This is a genomic window from Acinetobacter sp. AHP123, assembly GCF_023757925.1.
Lineage (GTDB): Bacteria > Pseudomonadota > Gammaproteobacteria > Pseudomonadales > Moraxellaceae > Acinetobacter > Acinetobacter oleivorans.
Genome location: NZ_CP092454.1, coordinates 2,898,483 through 2,925,412, shown reverse-complemented (window position 1 = coordinate 2,925,412; position 26,930 = coordinate 2,898,483). Strand labels below are relative to the sequence as shown.

Sequence of the window (26,930 nt, the reverse complement as noted above, 5' to 3'; positions counted from 1 at the left end):
TAGCTACTGGTATTTGACTCAACACGATAAGACTCTGTCATGACTACTTTTAACTTAGTAACCATGATGATCGCCAGCAAACTCTGGAAAAGTCTAACGATGTGGCAGTGACAGCAACAGATTTCAAAATGGAAATGTAAGAATGAAAAACGCTTATATCATCGATGCCATCCGTACTCCATTCGGCCGTTATGCCGGTGGCCTTGCACCTGTCCGTGCCGATGACCTTGGTGCTGTGCCGATCAAAGCGCTCATGCAGCGTAACCCGAATGTAGATTGGGAACAGGTCGATGATGTGATCTATGGCTGTGCTAACCAAGCAGGTGAAGATAACCGTAATGTCGGCCGTATGTCAGTACTGCTTGCAGGTTTACCGTATCAAGTACCAGCAACCACCATTAACCGTTTGTGCGGTTCATCACTCGATGCGATTGCTATTGCTGCCCGTGCTATTAAAGCAGGTGAAGCGAACTTGGTGATTGCAGGTGGTGTGGAAAGCATGAGCCGTGCACCTTATGTGATGGGTAAGTCTGACAGTGCTTTTGGCCGTAGCCAGAAGATTGAAGACACCACCATGGGCTGGCGCTTTATTAACCCTAAACTTAAAGAATTGTATGGTGTAGACACCATGCCCCAGACTGCCGAAAACGTCGCTGAACAGTTCAACGTTAATCGTGCAGATCAGGACCAGTTTGCCTTGGTGAGCCAACAACGCACCGCAAGCGCGCAAGCCAAAGGCTTTTTTTCTAAAGAAATCGTGGCAGTTGAAATCCCTCAGCGTAAGGGTGATGCTGTTGTGATTGATACTGATGAACATCCACGTGCATCGACCACACTTGAAGCTTTAAGCAAGCTTAAACCTGTGGTTAAAGCAGATGGTTCTGTGACTGCCGGGAATGCTTCAGGTATTAATGATGGTGCAGCCGCTCTACTGATTGCTTCTGATGATGCAGTTCAAGCTTATAACCTAAAACCACGTGCCAAGATCATTGCTTCAACAGCAGTGGGTGTAGAACCACGCATTATGGGTTTTGCTCCGGCACCAGCGATTAAAAAATTACTTAAACAAGCCAACCTGACTTTAGATCAGATGGATGTGATTGAGCTTAACGAAGCTTTTGCTGCACAAGCTTTAGCAGTGACCCGTGATTTAGGTTTACCAGATGATAGCAACAAGGTAAATCCAAACGGTGGTGCAATTGCTTTGGGCCATCCACTTGGTGCATCAGGTGCACGCCTCGTAACTACAGCCTTAAACCAGCTTGAGCAAACAGGTGGTCGTTACGCTATGTGTTCAATGTGTATTGGTGTAGGCCAAGGCATCGCATTGATTATTGAACGTGTTGAAGCACTTTAAGGAGAAACAAATGCCATCTTTTCAATCTGCCGATGCACAAATTAACTATCAAACTTTTGGCGAACCGTCGTCCCCTGCTCTGGTGTTTTCCAATTCTTTGGGCACCAATTATGGTATGTGGCAAAAACAGTTTAATGAGTTAAAAGATCAATTTTTTGTGATCTGCTATGACACTCGTGGTCACGGTTCATCATCTACGCCTGAAGGTCCTTACACTGTAAAGCAATTAGGTGAAGATGTTGTCCGTTTACTGGATCATCTGAATATTAGCAAAGCTGCTTTTTGTGGAATTTCTATGGGTGGTTTAACCGGTCAATGGCTGGCGATTCATTACCCTGACCGTTTTAGTCATGTGGTTGTGGCAAATACTGCCGCTAAAATTGGACGAGAACAGGCATGGCTTGACCGTGCAAAATTAGTACGTGAGCAAGGTTTACAACCGATCGCAGCTACAGCAGCTTCGAGATGGTTTACAGATCCCTTTATCCAAAGTCATGCTTCAATTGTCAACAACCTGTGTAACGACTTAAGTGCTGGCAGCGCAATCGGTTATGCCAATTGTTGTGAGGCTTTGGCTAAAGCGGATGTCCGTGAGCAGTTAAAAGACATCAAAATTCCTGTATTAGTCGTTGCTGGAACTCAAGATCCTGTAACAACCGTTTCAGATGGTGAATTTATGCAGCAACAGATTCCACAATCAAAACTTGCAGAAATAGATGCCTCTCATATTTCCAATGTAGAACAGCCAGAAGCTTTTAATAAAATCTTAAAAGATTTTTTATTAGGTTAGTTTTAATATTAAAAATGGCCTATAAAGGCCATTTTTTATATCTTGTAGCTTTTAAACTTAATACCGAATCATGACCGATTTTAATTCGGTGTAATCTTCAATAAATGCATCAGAAAACTCTCTGCCAATTCCTGAAGCTTTTACACCGCCAAATGGAACTGATGGATCTAAGAACGTATGCATATTCACCCACAAGGTCCCTGCCTCAATTTTAGGAATTAAACGCAAAGCTTTAGATAAGTCATTTGTCCAGATACTTGCGGTTAAACCAAAGCGCGACTGATTCATAAGCTGAATAAGTTCTTCATCAGTTTCGAATGGCATTACCCCGACTACTGGACCAAAAGTTTCCTCTGAAAATAAAGGATCATCCGTATTTTTGAAGGAAATTAAAGTCGGCTGTACAAAATATCCTGTCTGATCTAGAGCCTCACCACCAGCAATAATCTGGTTGTTGGCTTTAGCCATATCTAAATAATGTTTTACTTTATTAAAATGTGGCTGATTAGAGAGTGGACCAAACATACTTCCTTCATCCATAGCCGATCCAATTTTAAACTGCGAAAGTGCTTTAGAGAGTTTCTCGACAAGTTCATCATATTTTGTACGGTGTACAAAAAAACGCTCTGGGGATGCACAAACTTGGCCTTGATGTACAAAAGTTGCTTGCAACAAAGTCGGTAAAATCTCATCAATATTTGCATCAGCCAAAACAGCTATGGCATTTTTACCGCCTAACTCTAGACTTACACGGGTTAAATCACTGCTCATCGCGAGTTTACCAATGGCAATGCCTGTTGGTACTGAACCTGTAAATGAGACTTTCTTAACGAGTGGCGACTCAATTAAATATTGCCCTGTATCGCCCTTACCCGTAACCACATTAATTACACCAGCTGGAATACCTGCTTCAATCGCAAGTTCGGCTAAACGTAATAAAGATAAGCTGGCAAACTCACTTGGTTTAAGCACAATGGTACAGCCAGTTGTCAACGCTGAACCGATTTTCCAAACGCCAATCATCAGTGAGAAATTCCAAGGCACAATCCCTGCAACCACACCAATGGGTTGTCTTAAAGTAAAGGCTGTATATTTCTCACCTTGCATAGACGGAATAGAGGGCTGCATGGTTTGACCATTAATTTTGGTTGCCCAACCAGCAAAATATCTTAAGAAAATAACAGATTGTGTGACCTCAAGATGCCGTGAAATATTGATAAGTTTTCCAGTAGATAACGACTCGAGCTGTGCAAGTTCTTCACCATGTTGCTCAATTAAATCTGCCAACTTATTTAGTTTAACGCCACGTTCATACGGCGTAGTTTCAGCCCAAGCATTTTGAAAAGCATGTTCAGCACTTTTCACCGCATTTTCGACATCGTGTTGACTACCAATACTAATTTGAGCAACAACTTGTTCAGTAGATGGATTTACAATATCCACTTTGTCTAAATGCTCGGCAGCAACTAACTTTCCATCAATAAAGTGTCCATGTTGACGTGCCATAAATTGCTGTACGCTTTGTAAAATCTGGACTTCACTCATTTTATTTCTCTCAATTCATTAAAAAGGATCTATTAATAGATGTATTGCAGAATCAACTGTGCATACACATTGGTCTTATCATCGTAGTTTTGAGTACCACCACTATGGATATCGTGTTTTGGTTTATAGAGTCCCATTAAAGGAATAACGTTGAATTTTTTATTGACCGACCAGACTGAAAACACATCCAGCTCATGACCATCCACATTGGCTAAAGACTTATTTAGTGTTTTAAACTTATAGGCCAAAGCACCCAACATAAAATTTTCTTTTAAGTTCATCATGTAAGAGACTTGATGAATATCTGCATTTTTATTGAATGGACCAGCATAGTTTCCGGCAACTTCGCCCTGAAACCATGTACCGAATCCGACCGTATTTCCATAAAACATAGGGTCGTATTGGTCTGAAAAATGGCTAAAGCGGTAGCCTAATGAGGGCGTATATTTTGAAGATAAAAAATTATAGTTCAGCGCTAAGTAGCCAGCGTTTTCGTGGCTATCTTTTTTATCTTGCACCACAAACTCAGTTTTAACTTGTAGCTCTGGCAAAGGTTGATAATTCAGACGTAAAGCATAATTTTTAAGATCTTCGCGCCCTGAAACCTGTTCAGCATCTTTAAGATCTAATACGTTTAAATAGGTAAACCCAACGCCCTTATCTTTAAGCTGATACATCAGATCAGTCACAAAGAGTTCAGGTGAAAATTGTGCTTTATTGTCGGACTTTAAATAAGCCAGCTTTAGCGTTGTATTCTCTTGCCATTTGTATTGAAGCAAACTTGTAAAATCAAAGCTTCGACGAGCTGCCAGATAATATGCTCCGCCCCGATCTAGTGTGCCATCCGCAGGTGCTTTACCGAGGTTTAACGCATCACCCGCAATGAAGAACCCGTCACCAATCATGATATTTTGTCGACCGATACTTAAATCATAGGTCGTTAACTCATCTTTATTGGTACCGTCTTTAAAACCAATGATCCATTCATTCACATCTGTTTTACGTTCTTTACCATTACTATTTTGGCCTGCGTCACCATCACCAAATGTTGCCGAGCTAATACCACTTAGGCTTGCATAGAGCTGATTGTTTTTAAAGGTGTAGTTTCCCTTCGCACCATATTTAAGATGACCTTCTTGCCAATTGATTCTTTCATCCTCTAGGTTTTCACCGTTATAGCTTTTACCGCTACTAAAAGCCCCAAAAGTTGCTTCAAAAGTCGGTTTAATTTCAATTTCACCAGCATGCACAGTTGAAAAAAATGAGACAAAGAGAGTCCCTCGCACAACCTGAGAAAATAAATTTTTCATTGAGAAATTCCTTTTTGCGAACGACTTACCCGCGCTCAGCTATGGGTAACCGATTCGTTACCCACTCTAGATCATGTACCCGTTTAGTGATGGTCGTGCTGTGTGTTTTGCTCTTCTTCACCCAAGTTTAAAGTCGGTGTGTTGTCAAAGAAATTCCAAGGTTTGATGAGTGTATTCACCCATTCTGTTGGCATGATTGGCCACTCTTCAGCACGTGCGACATGGGTTGTCCCTGTTGTCATCCACACCACTAGGTCTTTATTTTCAATATTTTCATTGTTGCCAATGAACTGTCCTAACCCTGTGTCATGAGTCGAACGGTTTGAATATTTCCCTTCAGGGTAGCGTTCTTCTGGATTGTACTGAGTCACCCAAATTTGCTTATCCATAAAGTTCAAACGTTTAAATAACCATTCATCTTTAGAGAAATTGGCTCCTTTCGCCACAGGGTGTGTTCCACCTGCAAAAGGAATGAGTTGATAAGAAACCGGATTACCTAATTTATTTTCCTTGTTGAAATTCGTGAGTAAGCGAATAGTGGATGGATCAAATTTTTCAGCCGCATTTTGCTCATTTGTAATGACTTTACTGTCAATTTGCATTGAACTTGTACGAACACCGCCTTTGTCATTGGCTTTCACCACAGGGTCCATATGCATAAAGCTGTTGTTTTCCCCATCTACATCCATGTCTAAGCGGAAGTTATAGATGTGCTGATGCGTTGTACCCACAATATTATGGTCAATTAAAGTTCCATATTTGGTGTCTTCTTTTGCAGTACTGTCATGCATGGTGCGTGATTTAACGCCTTTAACAGCTTCAATACCCGTTGCACCCGCATTAATCCCAATTACACCATTTTGGGCAAATACCCAGTCAAACATGTAATCGTAGTTCCCCACTGTACTAATCCAGCGCACCACAAGTTCACGGCGGGCTTCACTGGCATCTTGGTTACCAAAAATTTCGTGATGTTTATATTCAGGTCCAGCATAACGTTCAAATACAGCAATGGCATTTGGAATTACTTGTGGCTGCCCTTTGTAGTCTGCAATCACGGCATCAAGTAAAACAGCGTTGTCTGGTGCATCAGTTCCCGGAAGAATAGATGAGGTAAGTGTTCCCATACCATATTCGCCAGAGTCCAAATAAGATTTGAAGTACCATCCAATATCAGGGTCACCATATGGAACTACCATTCCACCCAAGTTGCCTTCATACATGACTTTACGCTTAACGCCTTTATCTTTATAGGTCACCGTTGAAAGCTGTAAGCCAACACGAGAGTCTAACGCCACATGCAAACACCAGTTCCCCCAATGTATGGTTTGGCCAGTAATGCTAAAGTTCTTACCCTCAGGTTCAATAATATTGAGTGGTTTTAGCTTACTTGCTACGGGCTTATTCGACATATAAGGTCGATTTGCCATCGGCACAGGAATGATTGCACCTTCTTCAATCTTGATAATTTTTTCTTTATCTAAATCGACTACAGCAACTAAATTTTCAATAGGATGCGCCCAATAATTGCCATCACCCACATCGAGATAAGCAACAACTTTTAATATATTGAGTTGTTTATCCAGACCATCTTTACCGCCAAAATATCCAACAGTTAGCGGTGTAGCAATCACTTTCTTCACATCGGTAATGCCGCGTTTGCGCAAAGCTTCCTGATATTCTTTACTCGTTTCAATTACACGCTGTACGGCTTCAAAATTATCGAGTAACACCATTCCATGAGTGTCTTTAAGTACATTCCATTTGGTGACTTGTTGAGTGTTAAGGTTAACTTCACCTTCAATCGCTTGACTACCCTTTAACAAAATAAATGAGGCAATACGATCTTCTTTAAATTCTTTGTGATTAATAAAGTAATCCCAGACTTTGGCTTTTTCAGGTTCTTTAAGCTTTAACTCGGCAAAACGCATATTTTTATAGGCGTATTTCGAGCGATTAATCACATCAAAGGTCTTTTTAATTTCGTCAGAATTTAAGCTATTGAGCGGGTGAAACGTATTTTCAATTTTAAAAGTTTGATCTAAACCAGACTGGAATACTTCATTAAAAAAATCTTTTCCAATAACAGGTTTACCATCTTTAATTAATAAAGGCACGCTGAGTTTGAAAGGTTTGCCATTCACCAAAACCTGATCTGAATTGGGTTTAGCTCGAACTACCATAGAGCCTTTGGTGATCATATAAGTATTGGTAAAATCGTCTTTGACAACTTTAGCGCCTTGCTCACTCATGTTTTGATAAAGTGAGACCATTTCGGCCTGTCCACCATGCGCAAACGCTTGAGTATTAATTCCCCAAAAGCTTGCAGCGATTGATAAGTTAAGTGCCAGTATTTTTTGTATGTCATTCAATAATCGTTGTTTACGCATTGGGTTCATCCTTTTCATCTATCCCTGAACTATCTGAATCAGATAGTTAAAATGCACTTCCTGTGAGTGAAATTCATTAGACCAACTTAATAGTTTTATGGTTATTAAGCTTATCTAACCTGCTCTAATGAATTTAATTTCAACACAGTTACATAAGGCTAGCTTGTTCAAGAATGACGTCGAACTTGTCTAAAAATGACATTGAGAGATGAAAGAATTAAACCGACATACCCTCTCTAAATTCTTTAGGAGAAATACCATAAGTCTTTTTAAAGATTTTTGAGAAATGAGCACCGTCCCAAAAACCCCATTTCAAGGCAACTTGGGTAATTGAGCTTTGTTTGTTCTTTTTATCAAGCAAATCTGCTTTGACTTTTTCTAGGCGTTTGAGCTGTATATATTTGTTAATAGATAAATTTTCTTGAAGAAATAGACGGTAAAGATGACGCAGCGATACCCCAATATGCTCTGCAATTAATTTAGGGGTTAAATCGGGTTTTGCTAAGTTTTCTATAATATATCGCTCGGCTTTTTCCATTAGATTATTTGAGCTATTTATATTTTTATAATTAATTGTGGGTTTGATTAAGGCTATCAATGCATCTTCAAAAGCATTACCATCTTCGGTTGCGTACCAAAGTTTAATGTTTTCAGCAGACATATTTTTCAAAATATTCTTGAGCAAAAAACCACTCATATTTTGAGTAATCAGTTTTCCAAAATATTCGGTACTAATATTTTCTTTCAGTAATTTTTCACGCGATAGATGGACTGAAATCTGACTTACCAAACCTTGCGGATACATCGAAATTGTTTCGACTGGGTCGACCAACACAATATCGCCTTCATTTAGGCTTAGAGTTTCATTTTTATATTCGAGTAGCATTTTTCCCGAATACTGCAAAATCAAAAAACAAAAACGATTATTCACTCGATCGATTTCATCGGCTTTTCGGACAATTTTATTTGCATTGTTTTTGATAAAAGCAATTTCGGTATCGCCCAATAAAAAGCACTGAACTTCACCAATGAATAAATTACGGGTTCCGTCAAAATCGGTTTCAAAATTGCCGCACACACTTTTAATATGGTGCGTCCATGTGAGTAATGCATCGCTTACATATTGGTTCATCCCTTACCTCTCTATACATGTGCAACCGCTCAAAATTTTGCGTTTGTGGTGGTGCACTGTCTTGGCTTTTTACAATCTTGTTTTATTGATAAACAAATTGTGTGCCAAAAATTCCTTATCCTTGGAATTGTTTTGATGATAGTCAGCTAGATGTAAAGAAGCTGATAAATCAATTCAATTTATCAGCTTAATGGGACTTATGCTACTCCTGCAAAATCTCGCAGCATGGTAATAAAAATATCCTTTTGTTCCTCAGAATACTTTTTAAACACCTCATTTTGATGGCTATCGGCAATATCAAACAAATACTGTGCTGTTTGTTTACCTTTCTCGGTCAATGCATACAAATTATCGTGATCAACCAATAACCCTTCAAATTTTAGAATTTCAGCCGATCTTTCAACTTCTTGCATTGGCATAGCAATATCACGCGGTAAATCTTCCTTACTTGAAGCAGTACCACTGGCTAAAACGAGTAAAAGACGTGATTCACTGGTACGAAAACCAGAAGCCATTTGCTTAGGGATATAGTCGGTTTGATACGCTTTAAAAGCACGACTCATCAAATAGCAAACATTATTATATAAATGCCCATAATGTGTTTGGTCTACGCCATTCTCTTCAGTTTGCTTAACTTGAAGGCTTGGATGCGGCATGACACAAGAATATGCACCCTGATGGTAAACTAGCGGGCTTCGGCCTTGGTCATGGAAACGAACCACTTTACCAACAATAATCCAGTGGTCACCACCTTCAATCACTTGATAGCGTTCGCACTCAAACACTGCAGAACAATTTTCTAAAATAGGTGCGCGTCCTGCACCAAGTTGAAAATTGGTGTCGGCAAATTTATCAATATTGCGTCTCGAAAACTTATTAGACAGCTCAATTTGGGTACCCGATAAAATATTGACTGCAAAATGTGTCGCCTCTTCAAACACTGAAAAACTTGAAGATTTTTTATCAATACTCCACAAAATAAGTGGTGGGTCGAGTGACACCGAGTTAAAACTATTTGCGGTTACACCGACTTTCTCACCTTGTGCATTTTGTGCAGTAACAATGGTAACGCCTGTTGCAAAATTTCCTAATGCTCGTCGGAACTGTAGTGGATCGACCGTAAACTCATCTATTTGTTGTAATACATTCATCATCTTTCTCCTAAACCTTCTCTTACATCCATATAAATCGCGAGAGCATTAGATATCTAAAACTAGTCTCGGTGTTTTAGAGCGTGAACAGCACACCAATATTTGTTCATTGCTGGCTTTTTCTTCGTCAGTAAAATAAACATCTCGATGGTCAGGTTCGCCTTCAATTACATCGCACATACAGGTTCCGCATACGCCTTGCTCGCAAGACATTTCAATGTCGATGCCTTCTTTAGCCAAAGCCTGCAAAATGGTTTCACCAGCTTCAACCATAATGATTTTTCCACTACGCTCAGCCACCACCTCAAATGAATCTCCCGAGGTGTCAGTTTCGACTTGGAAATATTCTTTGTGGATTTGTGGCTCAGGAAAATCGTGAGTCGTGGCAAGGTTAATCACCCAGTCCATGAAACCGACTGGACCACACGTGTAAATATGGCTTTCCGAGTCAATATTTTTAATGGCAGATTCAAAAAATGCTCTGTGGCTTGCACCTTCGGATTTAAAATGGAAAGTCGTGTATTTTGCTAACTCACCATTTTTAATTTCATCAACAAAAGCACAATGTTCAGGACTAGCCCCACAGTAGTGAAGCTCAAATGATTCACCTTCATGTGCAAGTTGATATGCCATCGTGATTAACGGCGTAATTCCAATTCCACCGCCAATCAATACACTGTGTTTAGCTTTTAAAAGTGGGAATAAGTTTTTTGGTTCACTGACCTGAATTTGCATCCCATCTTTAATTTCATCAAAAGCCGAGACTGAGCCACCACGTGATTCAGGGTCACGTAAAATTCCAAGGCGAAACTTACCTTCGTCATTCGGATTTTGACAAAGTGAATACTGGCGTACCATACCATTTGGTAAGTGCACATCAATATGCGCACCCGCTTCAACTTTTGGTAATGTTGCAGAAGTTGCAGATTCAAATTCCATGACTGCAATATTTCCACCTTCCACATGGCGATTTTTAACGACAACATCATAAAGTGTAGTCATAATTTAACTCCCTTTTCATGGTTAAGCGATTGGCTTAACGCATGAATAAACCACCGTTAATATCCCATGTTGCACCAGTCACAAACCCCGCATTTGGACTCGCGAGCAACCCACAAGTTTCAGCAATAAAATGCATACTTCCTAAGGCTTTAACTGGAATATTCTGGATGAACTGTTCCATTTTTTCGTCAGACACTACGCTATGAACGATTGGTGACTCCATTGGTCCCGGTGCAACCGCATTAACCGTCACCCCTTTTGCCGCAAACTCTTTGGCAAAGATTTTGGTTAACGTCACAATCGCACCTTTGGTTGCCGCATAGTGTGCGCCTGTTGCAGTACCGCCATTTTGTCCCGCTAACGACGCCATATTAATGATGCGTCCATAGCCCTTTTTAGCCATATATTGACCAATAATTTGGCAAGCTTGAAAGGTGCCGCGTTGGTTGACTTGGGTCACCCAATCAAAATCGGCTGCGGTAATTTCAAGTACTGGCGTTGCTTTAGTGACGGTGGCATTGTTAATCAACACATCAAGTTTAGAAAATTTCTCTTCAATCCATTGCACCGCAGCATGAAAATCTGCTTCAACCGAAATATCTAATTTCAAGGGAAACATATTTTGTGCATATTGACTTTGTGCCTTGGCATTTTCGGCTTTTTCAAGCGTACTGGCTGACAAAATCACTTGATGGCCTTGGCTCGCAAAATATTCAGCAATCACATTACCGAGTCCAGAAGCAGCACCTGTCACTAAAACAACTTGTTTCATGTTACCGCTCCTAAAGAATGTAGCTAATACCAGCTAAGGTATCGGTTGAGTTAACTAAGTTAATGATTTTACGGTTAATCTTAAAGCCTGTAGCCGCATCACGAGTCAAATGGTAAGTAATATCAGCTGTGTAATGCTTGAGGTTTTCTTTACGGAACTCGCGCAAGTTTTGAGCACAACGCAAAACGATCTCATTATCTTGATCTTGAATAACACGTACACGAGAAACACTACGTACAGTATTGGCTTTAGGTGCTGTAGAAATTGCTTCACCATTTTCCAGACGCTCTACACGTAAAGTACGCATATGATTATCGTCATAGGCATAATTTAAGTTGTTTTCGTAGTCAGTGAGGTTTGGGTCAATCGGAATGATATAAACACCTTTTTCATTCCATAAATTGAGCCATTCACGGTATTCACTGTGGTCCAACATATCTGCTTCAGCCCAGATGAAAGCAGTGACTTCATTTAATAATTGCAGATTCATATTCATTGCTCTCTCCTTAAGCCGTCATCATCTTTTTCCACTGCTGATATGCTGCTCGCATACCTGTTTCAGCACTGACATCACTTTTTAAGCCATCTTCAGTTTTGACTTCGCCCGGTAAACCACGGTTAAGCATGATCCATAAATCATTACCAGCATTGGCGCCGTGTTGTACGCGTTCCCAAGCTTCAGAGTCATCTGGCGTACCAAAACCAAATGGGCCTTGAAAATGCTCATGCAAACGTAAGCGATATTGGTTGGCAATTTGTGGACCACCGTCCATGGTAATTACCGAGTGATGAATTTCTGTTTCAGCAACTGAAATTGGCTGTAACACACGGAAGAACGCCATCGAACATGCAATATTCGGGAATAAATTTAAGTTAAAGCCAGAACCACCGACTGCACGAACAATACGGCGTACTTCTAATTCTTCATGTCCTTCGTCACGCAAAGCTTGAGCCAAGTCTTCAAAACGCTCTTGAATTGGACGTTCCATGAGCTCTTCGTCTAAATCAACCAGTTCAGGAATCATCACCATGACACTGTGACCATTACCTAAATCTTCAACAAAGCCCGGTTGGTTCTCGAAGTTAAAGAGTTCTTCGGTTTTTTCATCGACAGAACTTAAGAATGACTTATGTACCAACGGGAAGTGATATGCATCGGTGGTATTTTCAAGCTGGATTTTCCAGTTACCTGGGAAGCGGAAACGGTGTTCTCCCAACACTTTAATTGGATAACCCGCACCTTGTTTCATAAACAGGTCAATCCATTTTTTTGCAGGCCCTAAGAACTCTTCAAGCGGTTGAATATCTTCTTTAAATGAAGCGAAGATCATGCCGTTATATTCTTCTACACGTAGACTCACCAGTGGCAATTCAGACTTATCTAAACAATCGCCGTAGCTTTCTGGAGATGGTACACCGCGTAAACTGCCATCAAGTGCATAACTCCAACCGTGATACGGACATACAAAACTATTGGTTTTTCCTTTTTTATGTTCGCATACAGTTGCGGCACGGTGACGGCAACGGTTTAAAAGTACATGGACTTTCTTTTTACGGTCACGCACCGCAACCACAGGTTGTTTACCAATGTTAATTGTTTTATAGCTTCCGCCTTCTGGAATTTCGCTGGCATGCGCAACCCACACCCAAGTGCTATAAAAGATTTTTTCCATTTCTTCATCAAAAATTCGTTCATCTTTATAAAGAGAAGTATGGGCACGGTCACTTTGAACCAAAGTATCGTAATCATTGCCAATGTTATGCGTTGGGATAATACTGTTCATATCAATAGTCCTTTTAAATATGTCCTGGGTCATTCCTGGGAAGGTACCGGCAATTCGGCTTCACTGTGCCAATGCGATACGGGACGACTGAAAATATTCTGTGTTTGGAAATGTTTAATTTTCCATGTTCCATCTGCTTGCTTTTGAAACTTCACATTGAGCTTTGCTGTATTCAGATGACTACGGCCATCTTTAAAGGTTGAAGTTTGCAACATGAGCCAAGAAGCATTTGCATCATTTTGATTTACATAAATTTGTTCTGAATTTACAAAGTGTGCATTCATAACAAAGTGAGATTCTTTTTGGGTGTAGCTTTTAAACATGTCGTAAATCGACTGCCAAGAATCATAACTGCCAAAGGATTTGGCATATTTCTCGCCAATACCTTCCCAAATACAGTCTTGATCAAAAAGATTCATTAGCTCATCAAGGTCTGTATTTGCATTGAGCTCGTCGCAGATTTCCATATAACGGTTCAAACAATTACGAATGGCGTTGTGCGCTTCTAACTGTTCTAGTCGCTCTATGATTTCTGCAAGATTCACTTTGTCATTCATTGCCATCGCCTTAACGTTGGATAATCAATTCGCGCCCAACACGAGCTTCAACTTTGCAATATTTCCAAAGCTTGTATGGCCCTTCACCCACCACGGTCGTTCTAAACAAGTTACAAGCGGCATGTACGGTTTCAATATCTGGAACATCTGCAAGCAAGTAGGTTGTCCAAGGCCAACCAGCACTTGGACCAACCATGCTTTGGTCATCATCAAGATTTCCAAAAACATGTACGCCCGGTAAGTCATGAATGCCATTCCACATTTCACCAAACGCGGCCCAAACCGCTTTGGCTTCAGCGGGTTCAGCATCAAAAAAGTTCTGGTTAATACCCATGCAGAATAAAACGCGTAATGATTTTTTAGCTTCCATCTCAATATCCTTTTTAAAAAATTAAACTTATAAATAACCCGGGGTTGGTTGTAACCCGAAACTGATTGAGCCTGCATTTTGTAAAGTCGCATCGCCCATAAAGGCATGCTGAGTCACCACGTTGGTGTCATTTACAAAACGGCTAAATGGATTGTTGGTATAGATCGCTGTCATGCCCGCGAGCATTTGCATTTTTCGGGTGACTTTGGCGCAAACTCGCGCTGCATGGGTACATGCCAGACGCATATCGCTAATTTGTTCAGCAGTTGCTTCATGCCCAGCAATAATTTCATTCCAGACAATATCCATGGTTTGATAAAACCAAGACTTTGCAGCCTGAAACTCTGCATCAGCTTGAGCAAACTCATATTGAGTCACTGGGCGGTTGGCAATTTCTGACCCGCCCGTAATCGATGCTTTACCCGGTGCTAATTTTTCAAACTCTTCTAATGCGGCAGCTGCAACACCAATACCCACCACAGTTAATACTTGCGTCGCTAAAGACAGTGACGGATATTTAAAAAATGGCTCACTGAGTTTTGACGGTTCACCACGGACAAAAGTCCATTTCTTTTCGACCAATACATCTTCAACGACTAAGTCATGACTTCCTGTACCTTTTAGGCCAACGGTGTCCCAAGTCATTTCAATTTTGGCTTTTTTTGCAGGCATCACTGCCATACGTGGTAAGCCCTGCATTTCATTATTTTTAAGCGGTGAAATGCCCACGCCAACAATGTCAGCGCCCATGCAGCCGCTGGAAAATTTCCAACGTCCACGAACTACGACACCTTCATCGGTAATTTCAGCAGGTTGCGGTGGAAAAATACCTCCAGCAAACACCACATCTGGTCCGTCTTGGTACAATTCTTTAAGCGTTTCTTCTGGCAAACTTCCTAAATAAGCAGGGCTCATACCGAAACTTGCCACCCAACCGACTGAACCATCAGCTTTAGATAATGTCTCGATTAATTCACAAAACTGTCGTGGTGAACATTCGTCACCGCCAAAACGTTTCGGAACCAAAGCACGGTAAACACCGATTTGCTTAAGCTTTTCAATAACGTCTTGGCTCACATATGCCTGATTATCAAATTCACCTGTACAGGCACGTTCACGAATTTCTTGACACAAAGCGTCTAAGTCAACTGCTTTGTCTTGAGAAGCAAACTCCATTTTAGACAACTTATTCATCATCTAACTCCTTGTAATTTATTGCATTGCATCAACACAAAATTTAGCTATTGCGCATAATTGCTCATCTTTTTGATGCTTCGATACGATCTGTAAGCCCACAGGCAAACCTTCACTGGTTTCAAGTGGCACTGAAATAACGGGATGACCTGATAAATTAAATGGTCGAACTAAACCTGTAAGATTCAAAAAAGCGACTGTGTTTTCAGCTTCAGAAACTTTTGGTGGAATTTGCGGAAGTGTCGGTAGAACCAATGCATCATATTTTTCTAATAAAGCATCGAGTTCTTGGGTGAGCTGCGCTTTCACAGCTTCCGCTTGTTTTACTTGCTCTAAAGTGGTGTGTGCCGCTTTTAATAAACGACCATTGACATCAGAACCAATTAAGCCGGTTTGGGTTAATTCACCGTACGCTTGCCAGTTTTCATAATTAATAATCTGCATGCCTGCATCATAAGCAGCTTCAAAATGTTCAACTTTTTCTAAAGTGGTCTGTAAATTGGCTTTTTGAAGTGCTTGATGGATACAGTTCCAAACAACCTCATCTGCTTTGACATCTAAAACCGCAATTTTTGGTGTACGAGTAAATTCAGTAGGTTTGAAAGTTGGATCAATAATTTGCATAGCCTTTTCAATCATATCGACTGAATTTGCAAAAGGACCAACACAATCTAAAGAACTCGACGGCGGATATACGCCTTTTCTGCTCACACGGCCAAAAGTTGGCTTTAATCCAAAAACTCCGCAGCACGCAGCAGGCATACGAATAGAGCCGCCCGTGTCGGTACCTAGAGTAAAGTCAGCTTGTTTTGCTGCAACTGCCGCAGCCGAACCACTCGAAGAGCCGCCTGGAATAAGTTCAGGATATTTAGGGTTGATGGGTGTACCAAAAGCATGGTTAATGCCTGTAATACCAAAAGCCAATTCATGCAAATTTGTTTTGGCAATAATTTCACAGTCAGCTTTTAAAATGTTTTTAACCACCTCAGCATCATCTTGAGCAGGTTCAACATTTAATAAAGCTCGACTACCAGCAATGGTTTTTAGACCTTGAATATCAATTGTGTCCTTGACCATCACCTTGAGCTTGCCACTTCCTTTGTGCACGCTTTGGCTAACAATATTCATTCACTTTTCCATGTATTTTTATTCATTAATCAAAATATCGGAAAATTTAATGGAATTGTCAAGTATTTTTTATAATTTGTTCCCAAGGAAATATCCAAAATTTTGTTTATAATAGGATTACCCTTTTTTCACTAAGTTATTGCTTAGCTATGCTTGATCATTTAGAACAATTTCTTCCTAATAAAGAACCGTCGAGTATTCAAAACTTCCCTTTTTTTTGGGTATCCCAAGTTAACGGAAAATATTCACAACTCATTGAAAAATCAATAAAAAAACTAGGTATTGATAATACACGCCGTAAAATCATTTTAAGTACTAATGCTTTGGGTGAAGCCAGTATTACCGATATCGCTAATCTTTCTACCTTAAAGTTAACTACGGCAACAAAAGCTGTATATCGCTTAGTAGAAGATGGAATTGTCGAGGTCTACTCTTCTACCACCGATGAACGCATCTCGATGGTGAAATTAACGGCCAAAGGTGTTGAGCTAGTTGAACAGATTAATCAAATTAGTGTGGTTACCTTAGCAGGCATCCTAAATGCTTTTTCAGAAGATGAGCTTCACAATTTAAATCATCAGTTAAAAAAATTATTTGATCTCATGCCATCAAGTTGATTATTTGACTTGATATGGGGTTAGATACGCTCAAGAGCAGCATGAAACAGTTCTTCTTTTCTCGCTGCTCTTTATTAAAATAAGTTTTAATATTAAAAAATAAATAAAAATCAGTTTCTTAATTCAATAAATTATTACTATCTGTTTACTTAACATACTTTTTAGGTATTCTAACATACTCAATAAGTAATGGAATTTTACATATAAAAAGAAAATAATAATTCCATGATCTTTAAAAACCCATTAACTCCTAATTGGGTTTAGATGCACTCTTCCGGTCTGTACGAGACCAAATTACTCATTTCTAGCCTATTTATTATTCTTATCTAAAAGGGGGAAATATCGAAAACTTCAGAGGAATAATAAAAGTTAGATATCAATTTCTTTAAGCGTTTTATACATAAGGATTAAGTGTATGAACCAAAGTAATATCGCTGTTGAAAGGACACAAAAGAAAAGCAATGCTTATGCATGGTATGTCGTCACACTTTGTATGTTGGCATATATATTTTCATTTATTGACCGCCAAATTCTGGCGTTGATGATTGAACCCATCAAAGCAGATCTCCAACTTTCAGATACACAATTTAGCTTGTTACATGGCCTTGCCTTCTCTCTGTTCTACGCGGTTATGGGTTTACCCTTAGCCTATATTGCCGATCGTTTTTCACGACCAAAACTGATTTCAATCGGGATTATTGTTTGGAGCCTAGCAACGGCAACTTGTGGTTTAAGTAAAAACTTTATTCAACTGTTCCTGAGCCGTATGGCGGTCGGCGTAGGTGAAGCTGCGTTATCTCCAGCCGCTTATTCAATGTTTAGCGACATGTTTAGTAAGGACAAACTAGGCCGCGCGGTCGGGATTTATTCAATTGGCGCTTTTTTAGGTGGTGGTATCGCCTTTTTAGTTGGCGGTTATGTCATTAACTTGCTTAAAGGCGTGACACTCATTGAAGTTCCACTATTAGGCGCACTTAAAGCATGGCAAATTGCCTTTTTTGTAGTAGGTTTACCCGGTATCATTATTGGTCTGCTATTTATTCTGACTGTTAAAGACCCTGCACGTAAAGGCCAACAGCTCAATCAAAATGGACAAGTTGACCAAGTCAAATTCTCACAATGTCTTCAGTTTATTAAAAAGCATTCGAAAACATTTGCTTGTCATTATTTAGGTTTTACCTTTTATGCAATGGCACTCTACAGTCTGACTAGCTGGACACCTGCATTTTATATTCGAAAGTTTCAACTTGCACCGACTGAAACAGGTTACATGCTCGGTACGATTCTGTTAATTGCAAATACCTTAGGTGTGTTTTGTGCAGGTTGGTTAAACGACTGGTTTATTAAAAAAGGTCGTCAAGATGCGCCGATGTTCACGGGGGTGATTGGTATTGTTGGCCTGATTATTCCAATCGCGTTTTTTACCCAAACAGATCAGCTTTGGCTTTCAGTTAGCTTACTGATTCCTGCAATGTTCTTCGCATCTTTTCCTCTTGTTATTTCAGCAACTGCTTTGCAGATGTTAGCACCTAACCAATTTAGAGCACGTCTTTCTGCCCTATTTCTTTTGGTGAGTAACTTAATTGGACTCGGTATTGGTACAACATTGGTGGCCATTATCACAGATAAAGTTTTTGGTAGTCCGTTAATGGTGGGTTCTTCTTTATCTATTGTCGGTGGTCTGTCGTGTGTACTGGCTCTAATACTGCTTTTTAAAGGCTGCAAATTCTTTAGTGAAAGCATGAAGCTTGAAAAATTAAATTAATAGGTCTCACCAATTGCAGAAATGTACTCTCTAACCAAACGCTTAGAGAGTACCGAAATATTCAAAATTAAGTACTGCCGAGGACTGGCATACATCTGGGAAATGGATTATGGAATTATTTCACCGTTTTAAACCACGCACTTTAGCTGTTGTCACTTTAATACTTATGTGTAGCAACTCATGGGCCGCAAATCCAAATCAGCAAACTGAAGATGAATGGAAATTCACGCTAAAGAATGCTTATATCAACCGTGATTTTGATAATGATGCACTCAAAGATACCGGTAGCTGGTCTCAGGCAGCATCTTTATTTTATAAATCAAAAATGCATGACACTCCATTAGTCATAGCAGATAAGCCAATCACGATTGGGGCTGATGCATCTGTTCAATATGCTGTGCGCTTAAGTTCAGACAAACACGTCGCAGATACAGTTTTGCCCTTTAATAAAGAAACGCAATCTCAGGCTTCAGACTATTTAAAATACGGCGCGACTTTAAAGCTGGGCTATGACAAAACACTTTTAAGTGTCGGTGAACTCTGGCTAGATTTACCTGTAACGGCAGTCGATGCTAGTCGTCAGTTACTCACTTCGTATTGGGGAACCAACTTAAAGTCACAACTTTCAGATCAACTCTATGCTGAAATTGGCCGAGTGGAAAAAGTGTCGCCACGAAATGAAGAAGACTTTAAAAAGTTTTCTTTCACATCCAATGGGATTACTAAAGAATCTGATGGTTTGAACTACATTGACCTGCGCTATCAATTTACGCCGTCTTTAAAGGGTGAATATTATTTTGGTAATTTAGAAGATCTATATAACAAGCATTATGTTGGGCTTGAACATACGTGGAAGCAGCCAACTTTTGCCCTCACCTCTAAGTTTAAATACTTTAATGCAAAAGATGATGGCAATACCTTTGATATTGATGCGCAGAACATTGGATTACTTGAAACCGTTAAAGTAAAAAACCACACATTTGGCTTGGGTTACCAGCAAATTATCGGTGAGTCGGCTTACCCGCTACCAGATGGCTTCTTACCAGAAACTTATTTCATTAACTGGAACGCTACCGGATTCTTTAAAGAAGATGAAAAGTCTTACCATGTGATGTACGGCTACGATTTTAAAGATTATGTACCGGGTTTAAATGCGATGGTGAAATATGTTTATGGACATGACTTTAAAGCAGCCAATGGTGAGAAAAACCACGAGACTGAGTCGAATGTGATTTTAAACTACGCATTTCAGCAGCCTTTCTTAAAAGGTGTGGCCCTGCAATATATTCGTATTGATTACAACGTAAAACATGGTAATGACTTTGGCGAAGACCGCTTATTCGTCAATTACACCAAAAAGTTTTAATTAAAAATTACCCCCTAAAATTTAGGGGGTAATTTTTTATCCTAATTTATTGACCAACTTTAATGGTAAAACCTTCATAGCAATACTCATTGGTAACCACGGCCACTGTGGTACATAAGCTTTCACTGGTTGTTTTTCGATAGCTTTGACAAGTGCTTTGCATCCTGTTTTAGCATCTACCTCAAAAGGTAAATGTTTAGCACCTTCATTCATTTCGGTACGGATGTAGCCTGGGAAAATGGTTGAGACTTTAATTGGAGTATCCAGTAATTCAGCACGAATACCTTCAGCCAAGTGAGCAACAGCGGCTTTACTTGCCGCATAAGTCGATAAATGTTTTGGTAATCCGCGCATTGCACTCATAGACGACATTACCACCAAATGACCTGCATTTTGCGCTCTAAAAATTTCAATCGCTGCCTCACACTGTGCTAAAGCAGAAATAAAGTTTGTTTCGGCCGTGGCTCTGTTAATTTCAAAATTACCTTTACCAATACGACGGCCATTTCCGACTCCAGCATTTACAATAATTCGGTCTAAATAGCCAAATTCTTGTTTAAAGGCGCGAAATACTTCAAAAACCTGATCGTAATTGGTGACGTCCAGACTTTTTGCAATGACTTTAATACCATACTGATTTTCTAGTTCGGTTTTTAAAGATTCTAATCGGTCTGAACGGCGTGCACAAATCGCTAAGTTATAGCCTTTGGCTGCAAATTCATGCGCCATACCCGCGCCCAATCCAGAACTTGCACCTGTAATTAAAATTGTCTTTGCCATGCTTTTATCCTTATTTTAAATCCATGTCAGTAAATCTGGACGCTCAGCTTTTATAAAATGATGTTCATTTAAACTTAAAACCTGAGCTTCATTTCCAACCAAACGCAAAGTCGTGAGGCTTGTATTCGCAATTGCCCAATTCAATGCAAAAGTTCGATTAGGACTGAGTTCAAGCAATTTTCCAATTGCTACAGAAATCACACCACCAGAGGTAAAAACAATTGCATAGCGAGGTTTGGTTTTTGCTAACTCATCACAAAGTTGCTGCAATGCTGTTTCGACTCTTTCTTTAAAGTGTGGCCAAGACTCATCATACTCATGATGAAAATCGCCATCTGTCCATCGTCCAATGGCACCTTCGAATATTTTGGCAAGATATGCGCGAGGGTTCTGTTCTTGCGCCACGTCAGCTTTTAACAGTTCAGGCTGTTCAAAACGCGGTTCATAGCGGGCAAAAACCTGTTGATGGTTAAACTCATTCCATAAATTATTATGTTGAATCACCGCATCTGGAAAGCATTCAGTAAGTGCGAGCTTTGCAGTTTGTTCGTGGCGCTGCATAGTTCCTGCAACCACATAAGGTTGTTCTTTCAATATTTGCTTAAAATAACGACCTAACAAAGTCGCCTGAGCCTCACCATTTTCAGACAGCTCATCATAATTACTTTTACCAAACGATGCCTGTCCATGTCTTACCAGATAAATTGTGGTCATCTTCTTAAAATACCCTGTATTTTCTGTAGAGATTGCTGAGCAAATTCAGATTCTTGCAATTTTTGCTGTGCGATAAGTTTTAAAGCTCGAATATGTAGCGCATGAATCACGATCCAAAAATCTTTAAATGCAGGATTTCGGGTTTGCTTGTGGTAATAACGGTAATAGATTTGCTGGGCAATTACTGCTAAACGAAATACACCGAAGACTTCATAAAAAGCCCAGTTTTGAGGCTCCAATCCTGTTTTTTGCAAATAATACTCAACGACTTCTTTACGAGAGAACATTCCCTTTAAGTGAGTCGGTTGACGGCGCGTCGACCTAAAAATCATGTTATCCGTTAGCTCAACCCAATAGGCCAAAGCACTGCCCAAATCCATTAATGGATCACCCAAGGTCGCCATTTCCCAATCAAGTACGCCAATCACTTCAGTTGGATGTTCTGGATCTAAAATCACATTATCAAAACGCCAATCATTGTGAATAATGCAAGTTGTAGAGTCTTGAGGAATATTATCGTTTAGCCATTTTCGAACATATTTAAATGAAGGAACGTTGATTGTACGGACTTTTTCATAGCGTTTATCCCAACCTTCAACTTGTCTGCGGCAATATCCTGTTCCTTTGCCTAGTTCAGCTAAAGGCGTGTTCTCATAAGGAACTTGATGTAGCTCAATCAGCTTATCAATAGCATTTACACAAAGCTCATGAACTTTTTCTTCATTAAAGCCAAGCTCAGGTGGCAATTTTGCACGAGGAATAATGCCTTCAATGCGTTCCATGACATAAAAATCACAGCCAATGACCGATTCATCCTGACAAAGTGCCACCATTTTAGGAAGCACCGGATAATAAGGCGCAAGATTTTTTTGCACCATATATTCACGGGCCATATCGTGGGCCGACTTCGCTTTTGTTCCTTTTGGAGGACGGCGCAAAATTAAATCGGTATTTTCATATTTTAAACGATAAGTCCAATTCGACGCCCCACCAGTATATTGAGTAACGACTGCTGGGCCAACCAAATCAACGCCTTGGTTTTTTAACCAGTTTTCAACTGCCCCAATATCAAGCTCTTCACCTTCACGTACTTCACCGCCTACATCAATTACCGACATATTCACTTCCTTTAAACTTATACTTTCTTATGACGACCGAAATAACCACGTTTGGTCAACTCTAATTTGGCAATCATGCCTTTATGTACTTCATCCGGACCATCAGCTAAACGTAAACTGCGTGCTTGGGCAAAGAAACCCGTTAATGGCGTATCTCTTGAAACACCTGCACCGCCATGTAGCTGAATCGCCATATCGACTACTTTTTCTAAAACGCTCGGAGCGACTACTTTAATTGCAGATATTTCTGTTAAAGCAGCCATATTTCCTAAAGTATCCATTTTATAAGCAGCATACAAGGTTAAAAGTCTAGCTTGATCTATGGCGACTCGCGCATCGGCTACGCGTTCGAGGTTTCCGCCAAGTTTTAAAATTTCTTTGCCAAACGCCGTTCTAGACATACCTCTATCAATCATGAGTTCTAGTGCTTTTTCAGCAGCTCCGATACAGCGCATGCAATGGTGAATACGCCCTGGACCTAAACGACCTTGTGCAATTTCAAAACCTTGACCCGCTCCACCAATAAAGTTTTCAAGAGGCACTCGAACATTATTAAAGTGAACCTCACCGTGTCCATGTGGCGCATCGTAGTCGCCAAACACAGGTAACATCCGTTGAATTTCGACACCCACCGTGTCAATCGGTACTAAAACCATAGAGTGTTGATGATGGCGGTCTTTAGTTTCATCTGGAGTATGTGCCATAAAAATAATGACTTTAGCATTTGGATCACCTAAGCCAGACGACCACCACTTTTTGCCATTTAAAACAATTTCATTACCATCGATGAGTGCAGTTGCTTGCATATTGGTTGCATCGCTTGATGCAACATCAGGTTCAGTCATGCAAAAAACCGAACGAATTTTTCCGTCTAATAAAGGCTGTAACCATTGTTGTTTTTGCTGTTCACTGCCATAGCGCCATAACAATTCCATATTTCCTGTGTCTGGTGCATTACAGTTAAAAACGGTTGGTGCCAATAAGCTACGGCCAGTTAATTCAGCTATGTGTGCATATTCTTGAACAGTTAACCCTGCACCCAGCTTTTCATCGGGTAAAAACATATTCCAAAGACCAGCTTGCTTTGCTTTAGATTTCAAAGTTTCTAAAAGCTCAGGCCATTGCCATTTTTTCCAGTTTCCATCTGGATTTAACTCGTGAACTTCTTCCCAAAATTTTGCTTCGACAGGTTCTATTTCTTCTAAAATAAATTTTCTTGTTCGCTCAGCAAAATCCTGAGCTTTCTGTGAGAGTTCAAACATTCTTTTTCCTTTACATCATTATCTGGTCTTTACATCAACATAACTTGAAACTTAATATGAATGAAATGATTTTATTAAATAACACCTCATGAATAATATTCATAACTTGTATGGCCTAGACTTAAGTTTTTTTCACCGAATTGATATCAATTTATATCCGCTATTTATCGCGATTTATGAGCAAAAAAGTATTTCAAATGCGGCAAGTAGTCTCAATATTACACAGTCAGCAGCAAGTCATGCTTTGCAGCGTTTACGCCAACAACTTGAAGATGATGTATTCATACGAGTAGGCAATAAAATGTCTGCAACGCCTTTTGCAGAACAGATTTATCCAACTGTTAAGCAAGCACTTTTAACGATTCAAAATATTAGCCAACAGAAACATGTCTTTGATCCAGCCAGTTTAAAAAGCTTAAAAATCGCCGTTCATGATGAGATTGAACCGATTATTCTTCCAAGGCTTGCTCAACATTTTCAAAATCTTAATTTAGATTTGCAGTTTGTCAGTATGAAGCTAGATCGAAAACATATTATGGCGGACTTGGCGACGCAGCAGCTCGATTTCGTGATTGACCTAGAACAATATTTATCTCCAAAAATTACCTTTGATCATTTGGTAACAGATGAGTTCGTCATTTGCAGCCAACTTAAAGAAGTCGATTTATCTCGTTATATTAATGGACGACACATTGGTGTTTCATCACGCCGTACAGGTGCCTTACTTGAAGATATTTATTTAAACCAACATCAAAAAATATCAAGAAATGTATTTATGCGCTGTCAAAACTACTCAACGGCATTACAAGTTCTGGCAGCTCAAGCCAACGCAATATTGACCATGCCTCGTATGATTTTGCAGCATTTATCTTATAGTCCTGAAATTTGCTTACATTCTCTGCCTTTTGAGATAACCAATATTAAAATGGGTATGTTTTGGCACGAAGATTTAAGGGATAATTTAAGACATCAATTTTTGCGAAATGAAATTATTAAACTTTTTCAATAAAGCAAATTGATCTACTAAGCTTCTATCGTACAAGGACCAGTAATGAGTAAAGATGAACGGATAATCCAGAATCAGGACAACAAAAAAACGATTCGTCATGAAGATTACATTGCTGGCATCGGTAAAGGCATGGCGATTTTAGATAGCTTTAGCAGCAATCAACATCGTTTAAACATTTCTATGGCCGCTGAAAAAACCGGGCTCACCCGAGCGGCAGCAAGACGTCATTTATTAACTTTAGAATATTTAGGTTATCTTGAGTCAGATGGTCACTATTACTATTTAACTCCGAAAGTTCTTAAATTTTCAGGAGCTTATTTAGGTGCAGCTCAGCTTCCGAAAGTATCGCAGCCTTTATTGAATCTGTTAACTAACCAAACTTCCCTCATTTATTCTGTGATGGTACTTGATGGTTATGAAGCCATTACCATTGCCCGTAGTGCTGCCCACCAACAAACTGACCGTGTAAATCCATACGGCTTACATTTGGGTAACCGCTTACCTGCACATGCGACATCGGCGGGTAAAATTTTACTGGCACATTTAAGCCAAGAAGAACAATTGGACTGGCTTCAAAAATACCCTCTTCAGCGTCTAACTAAATATACGCATGTCGAAAATGATAAATTTTTAGAGTTACTACAAGAGATTCGAGAGCAAGATTGGTGTTATTCACGTGAAGAACACGAATTAGGCGTTCATGCGCTCGCCGTACCCATTTATGGACAAGACTTTAAAGTGGTTGCAGCTTTAAATATTGTTTCTCCAACTATGAAAACAACTGAAGAATATTTAATTCAACACATTTTGCCTTTATTGCAAGAGACTTCGCGAGATTTAAGGCAAGTTCTTTAAATCTTACTTAGGCTATTCCATAAGGTGTCAATTTTATAATTAGCTTAGGCTATTCGAACACGTAAACGATCGAAATGAATCTGCTTAGGCTATTTCTAAAAGTAATTGAATGGAATTTTCAAATAGCGGATGCCATTCGCTTCAGGTTCCGGAAAGTTTCCACCGTTCATATTAATTTGAATTGAAGGCAGAATTAATTTTGGCATTGCCAAAGTAGCATCTCTTTCTTGACGCATTTTTATGAATGATTCTTTAGAAACGCGTCGATTTAAATGAATATTGCTTTGCTTTTGAGTTCTAATATCTGTTTGACAGACATATTCATCACGGCCTTCGGGCTTATAGTCATGGCATAAAAACATGCGCATGTTGTCAGGAAGTGTATAAAGTTTTTGTACCGAATCATAAAGTGCAGCAGCACTTCCCTTAGGAAAGTCGCATCTCGCTGAGCCATAATCGGGCATAAATAAAGTATCTCCCACAAAAACAGCATCACCAATCACATAACTTAAGCAAGCGGGTGTATGCCCTGGTGTAGGAATGTTATAGGCTTCTATATCCCCTATTTTGAAATGTTCATGATCTTCAAATAAATAATCAAAAGGTTGATTTTCATTAAATTTTTTAAAATCAAAATTATAGATAGCTGAAAATGTTTCTTGTACGATTGAAATCTTCTGACTAATTGCAATTTTACCGCCCAATTTAGATTTCAAATATTGGGCAGCAGTCATATGGTCGGCGTGGACGTGGGTTTCTAAAATCCATTGCACTTTAAAGTTTTGAGCCAAGACATAATCGACAATCAGATCAGCATTAGTTGTTTTTGTAGTCGCCGAAGCTGCATCGTAGTCAAGCACACTATCAATAATCGCGCATTGACGAGTCGCTAAATCCGCAACAACATAGCTAAAAGTATTGGTGTTTTCATCAAAAAAATCTTTTACTAGAGGTCGTTGCAT

At 39.7% G+C, this 26,930-nt stretch carries 25 protein-coding genes; 7 read left to right on the top strand and 18 right to left on the bottom strand.

Annotation, left to right across the window (positions count from 1 at the left end; translation table 11 throughout):
• Positions 1–142: 142 nt before the first annotated feature.
• Together pcaF and pcaD are read left to right on the top strand one after the other, a co-directional pair.
• The gene (pcaF, locus tag MJX77_RS13945) at positions 143–1,357 is read left to right on the top strand and encodes a 3-oxoadipyl-CoA thiolase (protein ID WP_252059379.1); all 1,215 of its coding nucleotides are present in this window, start codon (positions 143–145) and stop codon (positions 1,355–1,357) included.
• A 10-nt stretch (positions 1,358–1,367) separates the two neighbouring features.
• Complete coding sequence (gene pcaD, locus MJX77_RS13940) at positions 1,368–2,147, top strand: 3-oxoadipate enol-lactonase (RefSeq protein WP_252059378.1); 780 nt, start codon at positions 1,368–1,370, stop codon at positions 2,145–2,147.
• 57 nt (positions 2,148–2,204) lie between these two features.
• Here pcaD and MJX77_RS13935 read toward each other — a convergent pair whose 3' ends face one another.
• The 13 genes from MJX77_RS13935 to MJX77_RS13875 form a co-directional block, all read right to left on the bottom strand.
• Entirely contained in the window at positions 2,205–3,692 is a 1,488-nt protein-coding gene (locus MJX77_RS13935; protein ID WP_252059377.1) for an NAD-dependent phenylacetaldehyde dehydrogenase, read from the bottom strand.
• Between the two features lie 32 nt (positions 3,693–3,724).
• Complete coding sequence (locus tag MJX77_RS13930; RefSeq protein WP_252061338.1) at positions 3,725–4,942, bottom strand: hypothetical protein; 1,218 nt, start codon at positions 4,940–4,942, stop codon at positions 3,725–3,727.
• A 143-nt stretch (positions 4,943–5,085) separates the two neighbouring features.
• On the bottom strand, positions 5,086–7,401 hold the full coding sequence (tynA, locus tag MJX77_RS13925) for a primary-amine oxidase (RefSeq protein ID WP_252059376.1): 2,316 nt from the start codon (positions 7,399–7,401) through the stop codon (positions 5,086–5,088).
• 208 nt (positions 7,402–7,609) lie between these two features.
• Complete coding sequence (gene feaR, locus MJX77_RS13920) at positions 7,610–8,524, bottom strand: transcriptional regulator FeaR (protein ID WP_004701415.1); 915 nt, start codon at positions 8,522–8,524, stop codon at positions 7,610–7,612.
• A 197-nt stretch (positions 8,525–8,721) separates the two neighbouring features.
• Positions 8,722–9,678, bottom strand: coding sequence for a p-hydroxyphenylacetate 3-hydroxylase reductase component (locus MJX77_RS13915; RefSeq protein ID WP_080592267.1), 957 nt, complete (start codon positions 9,676–9,678; stop codon positions 8,722–8,724).
• 45 nt (positions 9,679–9,723) lie between these two features.
• Positions 9,724–10,677 (bottom strand): PDR/VanB family oxidoreductase, encoded by a 954-nt coding sequence (locus MJX77_RS13910; RefSeq protein ID WP_252059375.1) that lies wholly within the window; start codon positions 10,675–10,677, stop codon positions 9,724–9,726.
• A gap of 34 nt (positions 10,678–10,711) precedes the next feature.
• Positions 10,712–11,449, bottom strand: a complete 738-nt coding sequence (locus MJX77_RS13905; protein ID WP_049836819.1) for an SDR family NAD(P)-dependent oxidoreductase — start codon at positions 11,447–11,449, stop codon at positions 10,712–10,714.
• 10 nt (positions 11,450–11,459) lie between these two features.
• Positions 11,460–11,945, bottom strand: a complete 486-nt coding sequence (locus MJX77_RS13900) for an aromatic-ring-hydroxylating dioxygenase subunit beta (protein ID WP_004792056.1) — start codon at positions 11,943–11,945, stop codon at positions 11,460–11,462.
• A gap of 10 nt (positions 11,946–11,955) precedes the next feature.
• The gene (locus MJX77_RS13895; RefSeq protein ID WP_252059374.1) at positions 11,956–13,233 is read right to left on the bottom strand and encodes an aromatic ring-hydroxylating oxygenase subunit alpha; all 1,278 of its coding nucleotides are present in this window, start codon (positions 13,231–13,233) and stop codon (positions 11,956–11,958) included.
• Positions 13,234–13,262: 29 nt separating this feature from the next.
• Positions 13,263–13,796, bottom strand: a complete 534-nt coding sequence (locus MJX77_RS13890) for a nuclear transport factor 2 family protein (protein ID WP_252059373.1) — start codon at positions 13,794–13,796, stop codon at positions 13,263–13,265.
• Between the two features lie 4 nt (positions 13,797–13,800).
• The gene (locus MJX77_RS13885) at positions 13,801–14,160 is read right to left on the bottom strand and encodes a hypothetical protein (protein WP_000387554.1); all 360 of its coding nucleotides are present in this window, start codon (positions 14,158–14,160) and stop codon (positions 13,801–13,803) included.
• A gap of 27 nt (positions 14,161–14,187) precedes the next feature.
• Complete coding sequence (locus tag MJX77_RS13880) at positions 14,188–15,336, bottom strand: acyl-CoA dehydrogenase family protein (protein ID WP_252061337.1); 1,149 nt, start codon at positions 15,334–15,336, stop codon at positions 14,188–14,190.
• A gap of 36 nt (positions 15,337–15,372) precedes the next feature.
• Positions 15,373–16,482 carry an amidase gene (locus tag MJX77_RS13875; RefSeq protein WP_252059372.1) on the bottom strand — a complete coding sequence of 370 codons (1,110 nt, stop codon included), beginning with the start codon at positions 16,480–16,482 and terminating at the stop codon, positions 15,373–15,375.
• A gap of 149 nt (positions 16,483–16,631) precedes the next feature.
• Between MJX77_RS13875 and MJX77_RS13870 the strand changes: the two genes are divergently transcribed.
• The 3 genes from MJX77_RS13870 to MJX77_RS13860 all read left to right on the top strand — a co-directional run bounded on the left by MJX77_RS13870 (position 16,632) and on the right by MJX77_RS13860 (position 20,230).
• Positions 16,632–17,099 carry a MarR family winged helix-turn-helix transcriptional regulator gene (locus MJX77_RS13870; protein ID WP_009392094.1) on the top strand — a complete coding sequence of 156 codons (468 nt, stop codon included), beginning with the start codon at positions 16,632–16,634 and terminating at the stop codon, positions 17,097–17,099.
• A gap of 415 nt (positions 17,100–17,514) precedes the next feature.
• Positions 17,515–18,864 (top strand): spinster family MFS transporter, encoded by a 1,350-nt coding sequence (locus tag MJX77_RS13865; RefSeq protein WP_100193540.1) that lies wholly within the window; start codon positions 17,515–17,517, stop codon positions 18,862–18,864.
• A gap of 109 nt (positions 18,865–18,973) precedes the next feature.
• Complete coding sequence (locus tag MJX77_RS13860) at positions 18,974–20,230, top strand: OprD family outer membrane porin (RefSeq protein ID WP_252059371.1); 1,257 nt, start codon at positions 18,974–18,976, stop codon at positions 20,228–20,230.
• 36 nt (positions 20,231–20,266) lie between these two features.
• Here the strand turns inward: MJX77_RS13860 and MJX77_RS13855 are convergent, their stop codons facing one another.
• Genes MJX77_RS13855 through MJX77_RS13840 form a run of 4 tightly spaced genes read right to left on the bottom strand, consistent with a single transcriptional unit; the run spans position 20,267 to position 24,104 of the window.
• On the bottom strand, positions 20,267–21,010 hold the full coding sequence (locus MJX77_RS13855) for an SDR family oxidoreductase (protein WP_252059370.1): 744 nt from the start codon (positions 21,008–21,010) through the stop codon (positions 20,267–20,269).
• 15 nt (positions 21,011–21,025) lie between these two features.
• A complete protein-coding gene (locus MJX77_RS13850) occupies positions 21,026–21,724 on the bottom strand; it encodes a histidine phosphatase family protein (RefSeq protein ID WP_252059369.1) in 699 nt (232 codons plus the stop codon).
• Entirely contained in the window at positions 21,721–22,842 is a 1,122-nt protein-coding gene (locus MJX77_RS13845) for a phosphotransferase family protein (RefSeq protein WP_252059368.1), read from the bottom strand. Before MJX77_RS13845 ends, MJX77_RS13850 begins: the two co-directional genes overlap by 4 nt.
• Positions 22,843–22,859: 17 nt before the next feature.
• Positions 22,860–24,104 (bottom strand): acyl-CoA dehydrogenase family protein, encoded by a 1,245-nt coding sequence (locus tag MJX77_RS13840; protein ID WP_252059367.1) that lies wholly within the window; start codon positions 24,102–24,104, stop codon positions 22,860–22,862.
• Between the two features lie 88 nt (positions 24,105–24,192).
• Between MJX77_RS13840 and MJX77_RS13835 the strand changes: the two genes are divergently transcribed.
• Positions 24,193–25,113 carry a LysR family transcriptional regulator gene (locus MJX77_RS13835; RefSeq protein WP_252059366.1) on the top strand — a complete coding sequence of 307 codons (921 nt, stop codon included), beginning with the start codon at positions 24,193–24,195 and terminating at the stop codon, positions 25,111–25,113.
• Positions 25,114–25,155: 42 nt separating this feature from the next.
• Complete coding sequence (gene pcaU, locus MJX77_RS13830; protein WP_002120879.1) at positions 25,156–25,968, top strand: IclR family transcriptional regulator PcaU; 813 nt, start codon at positions 25,156–25,158, stop codon at positions 25,966–25,968.
• A 95-nt stretch (positions 25,969–26,063) separates the two neighbouring features.
• Here the strand turns inward: pcaU and MJX77_RS13825 are convergent, their stop codons facing one another.
• Entirely contained in the window at positions 26,064–26,930 is an 867-nt protein-coding gene (locus MJX77_RS13825) for an MBL fold metallo-hydrolase (protein WP_252059365.1), read from the bottom strand.

Excerpts from the sequence above, each read along its gene's own strand:
- tynA (WP_252059376.1), bottom strand. The coding sequence starts at position 7,401 with ATGAACCCAATGCGTAAACAACGATTATTGAATGACATACAAAAAATA.
- pcaF (WP_252059379.1), top strand. The coding sequence starts at position 143 with ATGAAAAACGCTTATATCATCGATGCCATCCGTACTCCATTCGGCCGT.
- pcaD (WP_252059378.1), top strand. The coding sequence starts at position 1,368 with ATGCCATCTTTTCAATCTGCCGATGCACAAATTAACTATCAAACTTTT.
- MJX77_RS13895 (WP_252059374.1), bottom strand. The coding sequence starts at position 13,233 with ATGAACAGTATTATCCCAACGCATAACATTGGCAATGATTACGATACT.
- MJX77_RS13870 (WP_009392094.1), top strand. The coding sequence starts at position 16,632 with ATGCTTGATCATTTAGAACAATTTCTTCCTAATAAAGAACCGTCGAGT.
- MJX77_RS13835 (WP_252059366.1), top strand. The coding sequence starts at position 24,193 with ATGAATAATATTCATAACTTGTATGGCCTAGACTTAAGTTTTTTTCAC.
- MJX77_RS13880 (WP_252061337.1), bottom strand. The coding sequence starts at position 15,336 with ATGGAGTTTGCTTCTCAAGACAAAGCAGTTGACTTAGACGCTTTGTGT.
- MJX77_RS13910 (WP_252059375.1), bottom strand. The coding sequence starts at position 10,677 with ATGACTACACTTTATGATGTTGTCGTTAAAAATCGCCATGTGGAAGGT.
- MJX77_RS13890 (WP_252059373.1), bottom strand. The coding sequence starts at position 13,796 with ATGGCAATGAATGACAAAGTGAATCTTGCAGAAATCATAGAGCGACTA.
- MJX77_RS13860 (WP_252059371.1), top strand. The coding sequence starts at position 18,974 with ATGGAATTATTTCACCGTTTTAAACCACGCACTTTAGCTGTTGTCACT.
- MJX77_RS13875 (WP_252059372.1), bottom strand. The coding sequence starts at position 16,482 with ATGAATATTGTTAGCCAAAGCGTGCACAAAGGAAGTGGCAAGCTCAAG.
- MJX77_RS13865 (WP_100193540.1), top strand. The coding sequence starts at position 17,515 with ATGAACCAAAGTAATATCGCTGTTGAAAGGACACAAAAGAAAAGCAAT.
- MJX77_RS13915 (WP_080592267.1), bottom strand. The coding sequence starts at position 9,678 with ATGATGAATGTATTACAACAAATAGATGAGTTTACGGTCGATCCACTA.
- MJX77_RS13900 (WP_004792056.1), bottom strand. The coding sequence starts at position 11,945 with ATGAATATGAATCTGCAATTATTAAATGAAGTCACTGCTTTCATCTGG.
- pcaU (WP_002120879.1), top strand. The coding sequence starts at position 25,156 with ATGAGTAAAGATGAACGGATAATCCAGAATCAGGACAACAAAAAAACG.
- MJX77_RS13885 (WP_000387554.1), bottom strand. The coding sequence starts at position 14,160 with ATGGAAGCTAAAAAATCATTACGCGTTTTATTCTGCATGGGTATTAAC.
- MJX77_RS13850 (WP_252059369.1), bottom strand. The coding sequence starts at position 21,724 with ATGACCACAATTTATCTGGTAAGACATGGACAGGCATCGTTTGGTAAA.
- MJX77_RS13905 (WP_049836819.1), bottom strand. The coding sequence starts at position 11,449 with ATGAAACAAGTTGTTTTAGTGACAGGTGCTGCTTCTGGACTCGGTAAT.
- MJX77_RS13840 (WP_252059367.1), bottom strand. The coding sequence starts at position 24,104 with ATGTTTGAACTCTCACAGAAAGCTCAGGATTTTGCTGAGCGAACAAGA.
- MJX77_RS13855 (WP_252059370.1), bottom strand. The coding sequence starts at position 21,010 with ATGGCAAAGACAATTTTAATTACAGGTGCAAGTTCTGGATTGGGCGCG.
- MJX77_RS13825 (WP_252059365.1), bottom strand. The coding sequence starts at position 26,930 with ATGCAACGACCTCTAGTAAAAGATTTTTTTGATGAAAACACCAATACT.
- feaR (WP_004701415.1), bottom strand. The coding sequence starts at position 8,524 with ATGAACCAATATGTAAGCGATGCATTACTCACATGGACGCACCATATT.
- MJX77_RS13935 (WP_252059377.1), bottom strand. The coding sequence starts at position 3,692 with ATGAGTGAAGTCCAGATTTTACAAAGCGTACAGCAATTTATGGCACGT.
- MJX77_RS13845 (WP_252059368.1), bottom strand. The coding sequence starts at position 22,842 with ATGTCGGTAATTGATGTAGGCGGTGAAGTACGTGAAGGTGAAGAGCTT.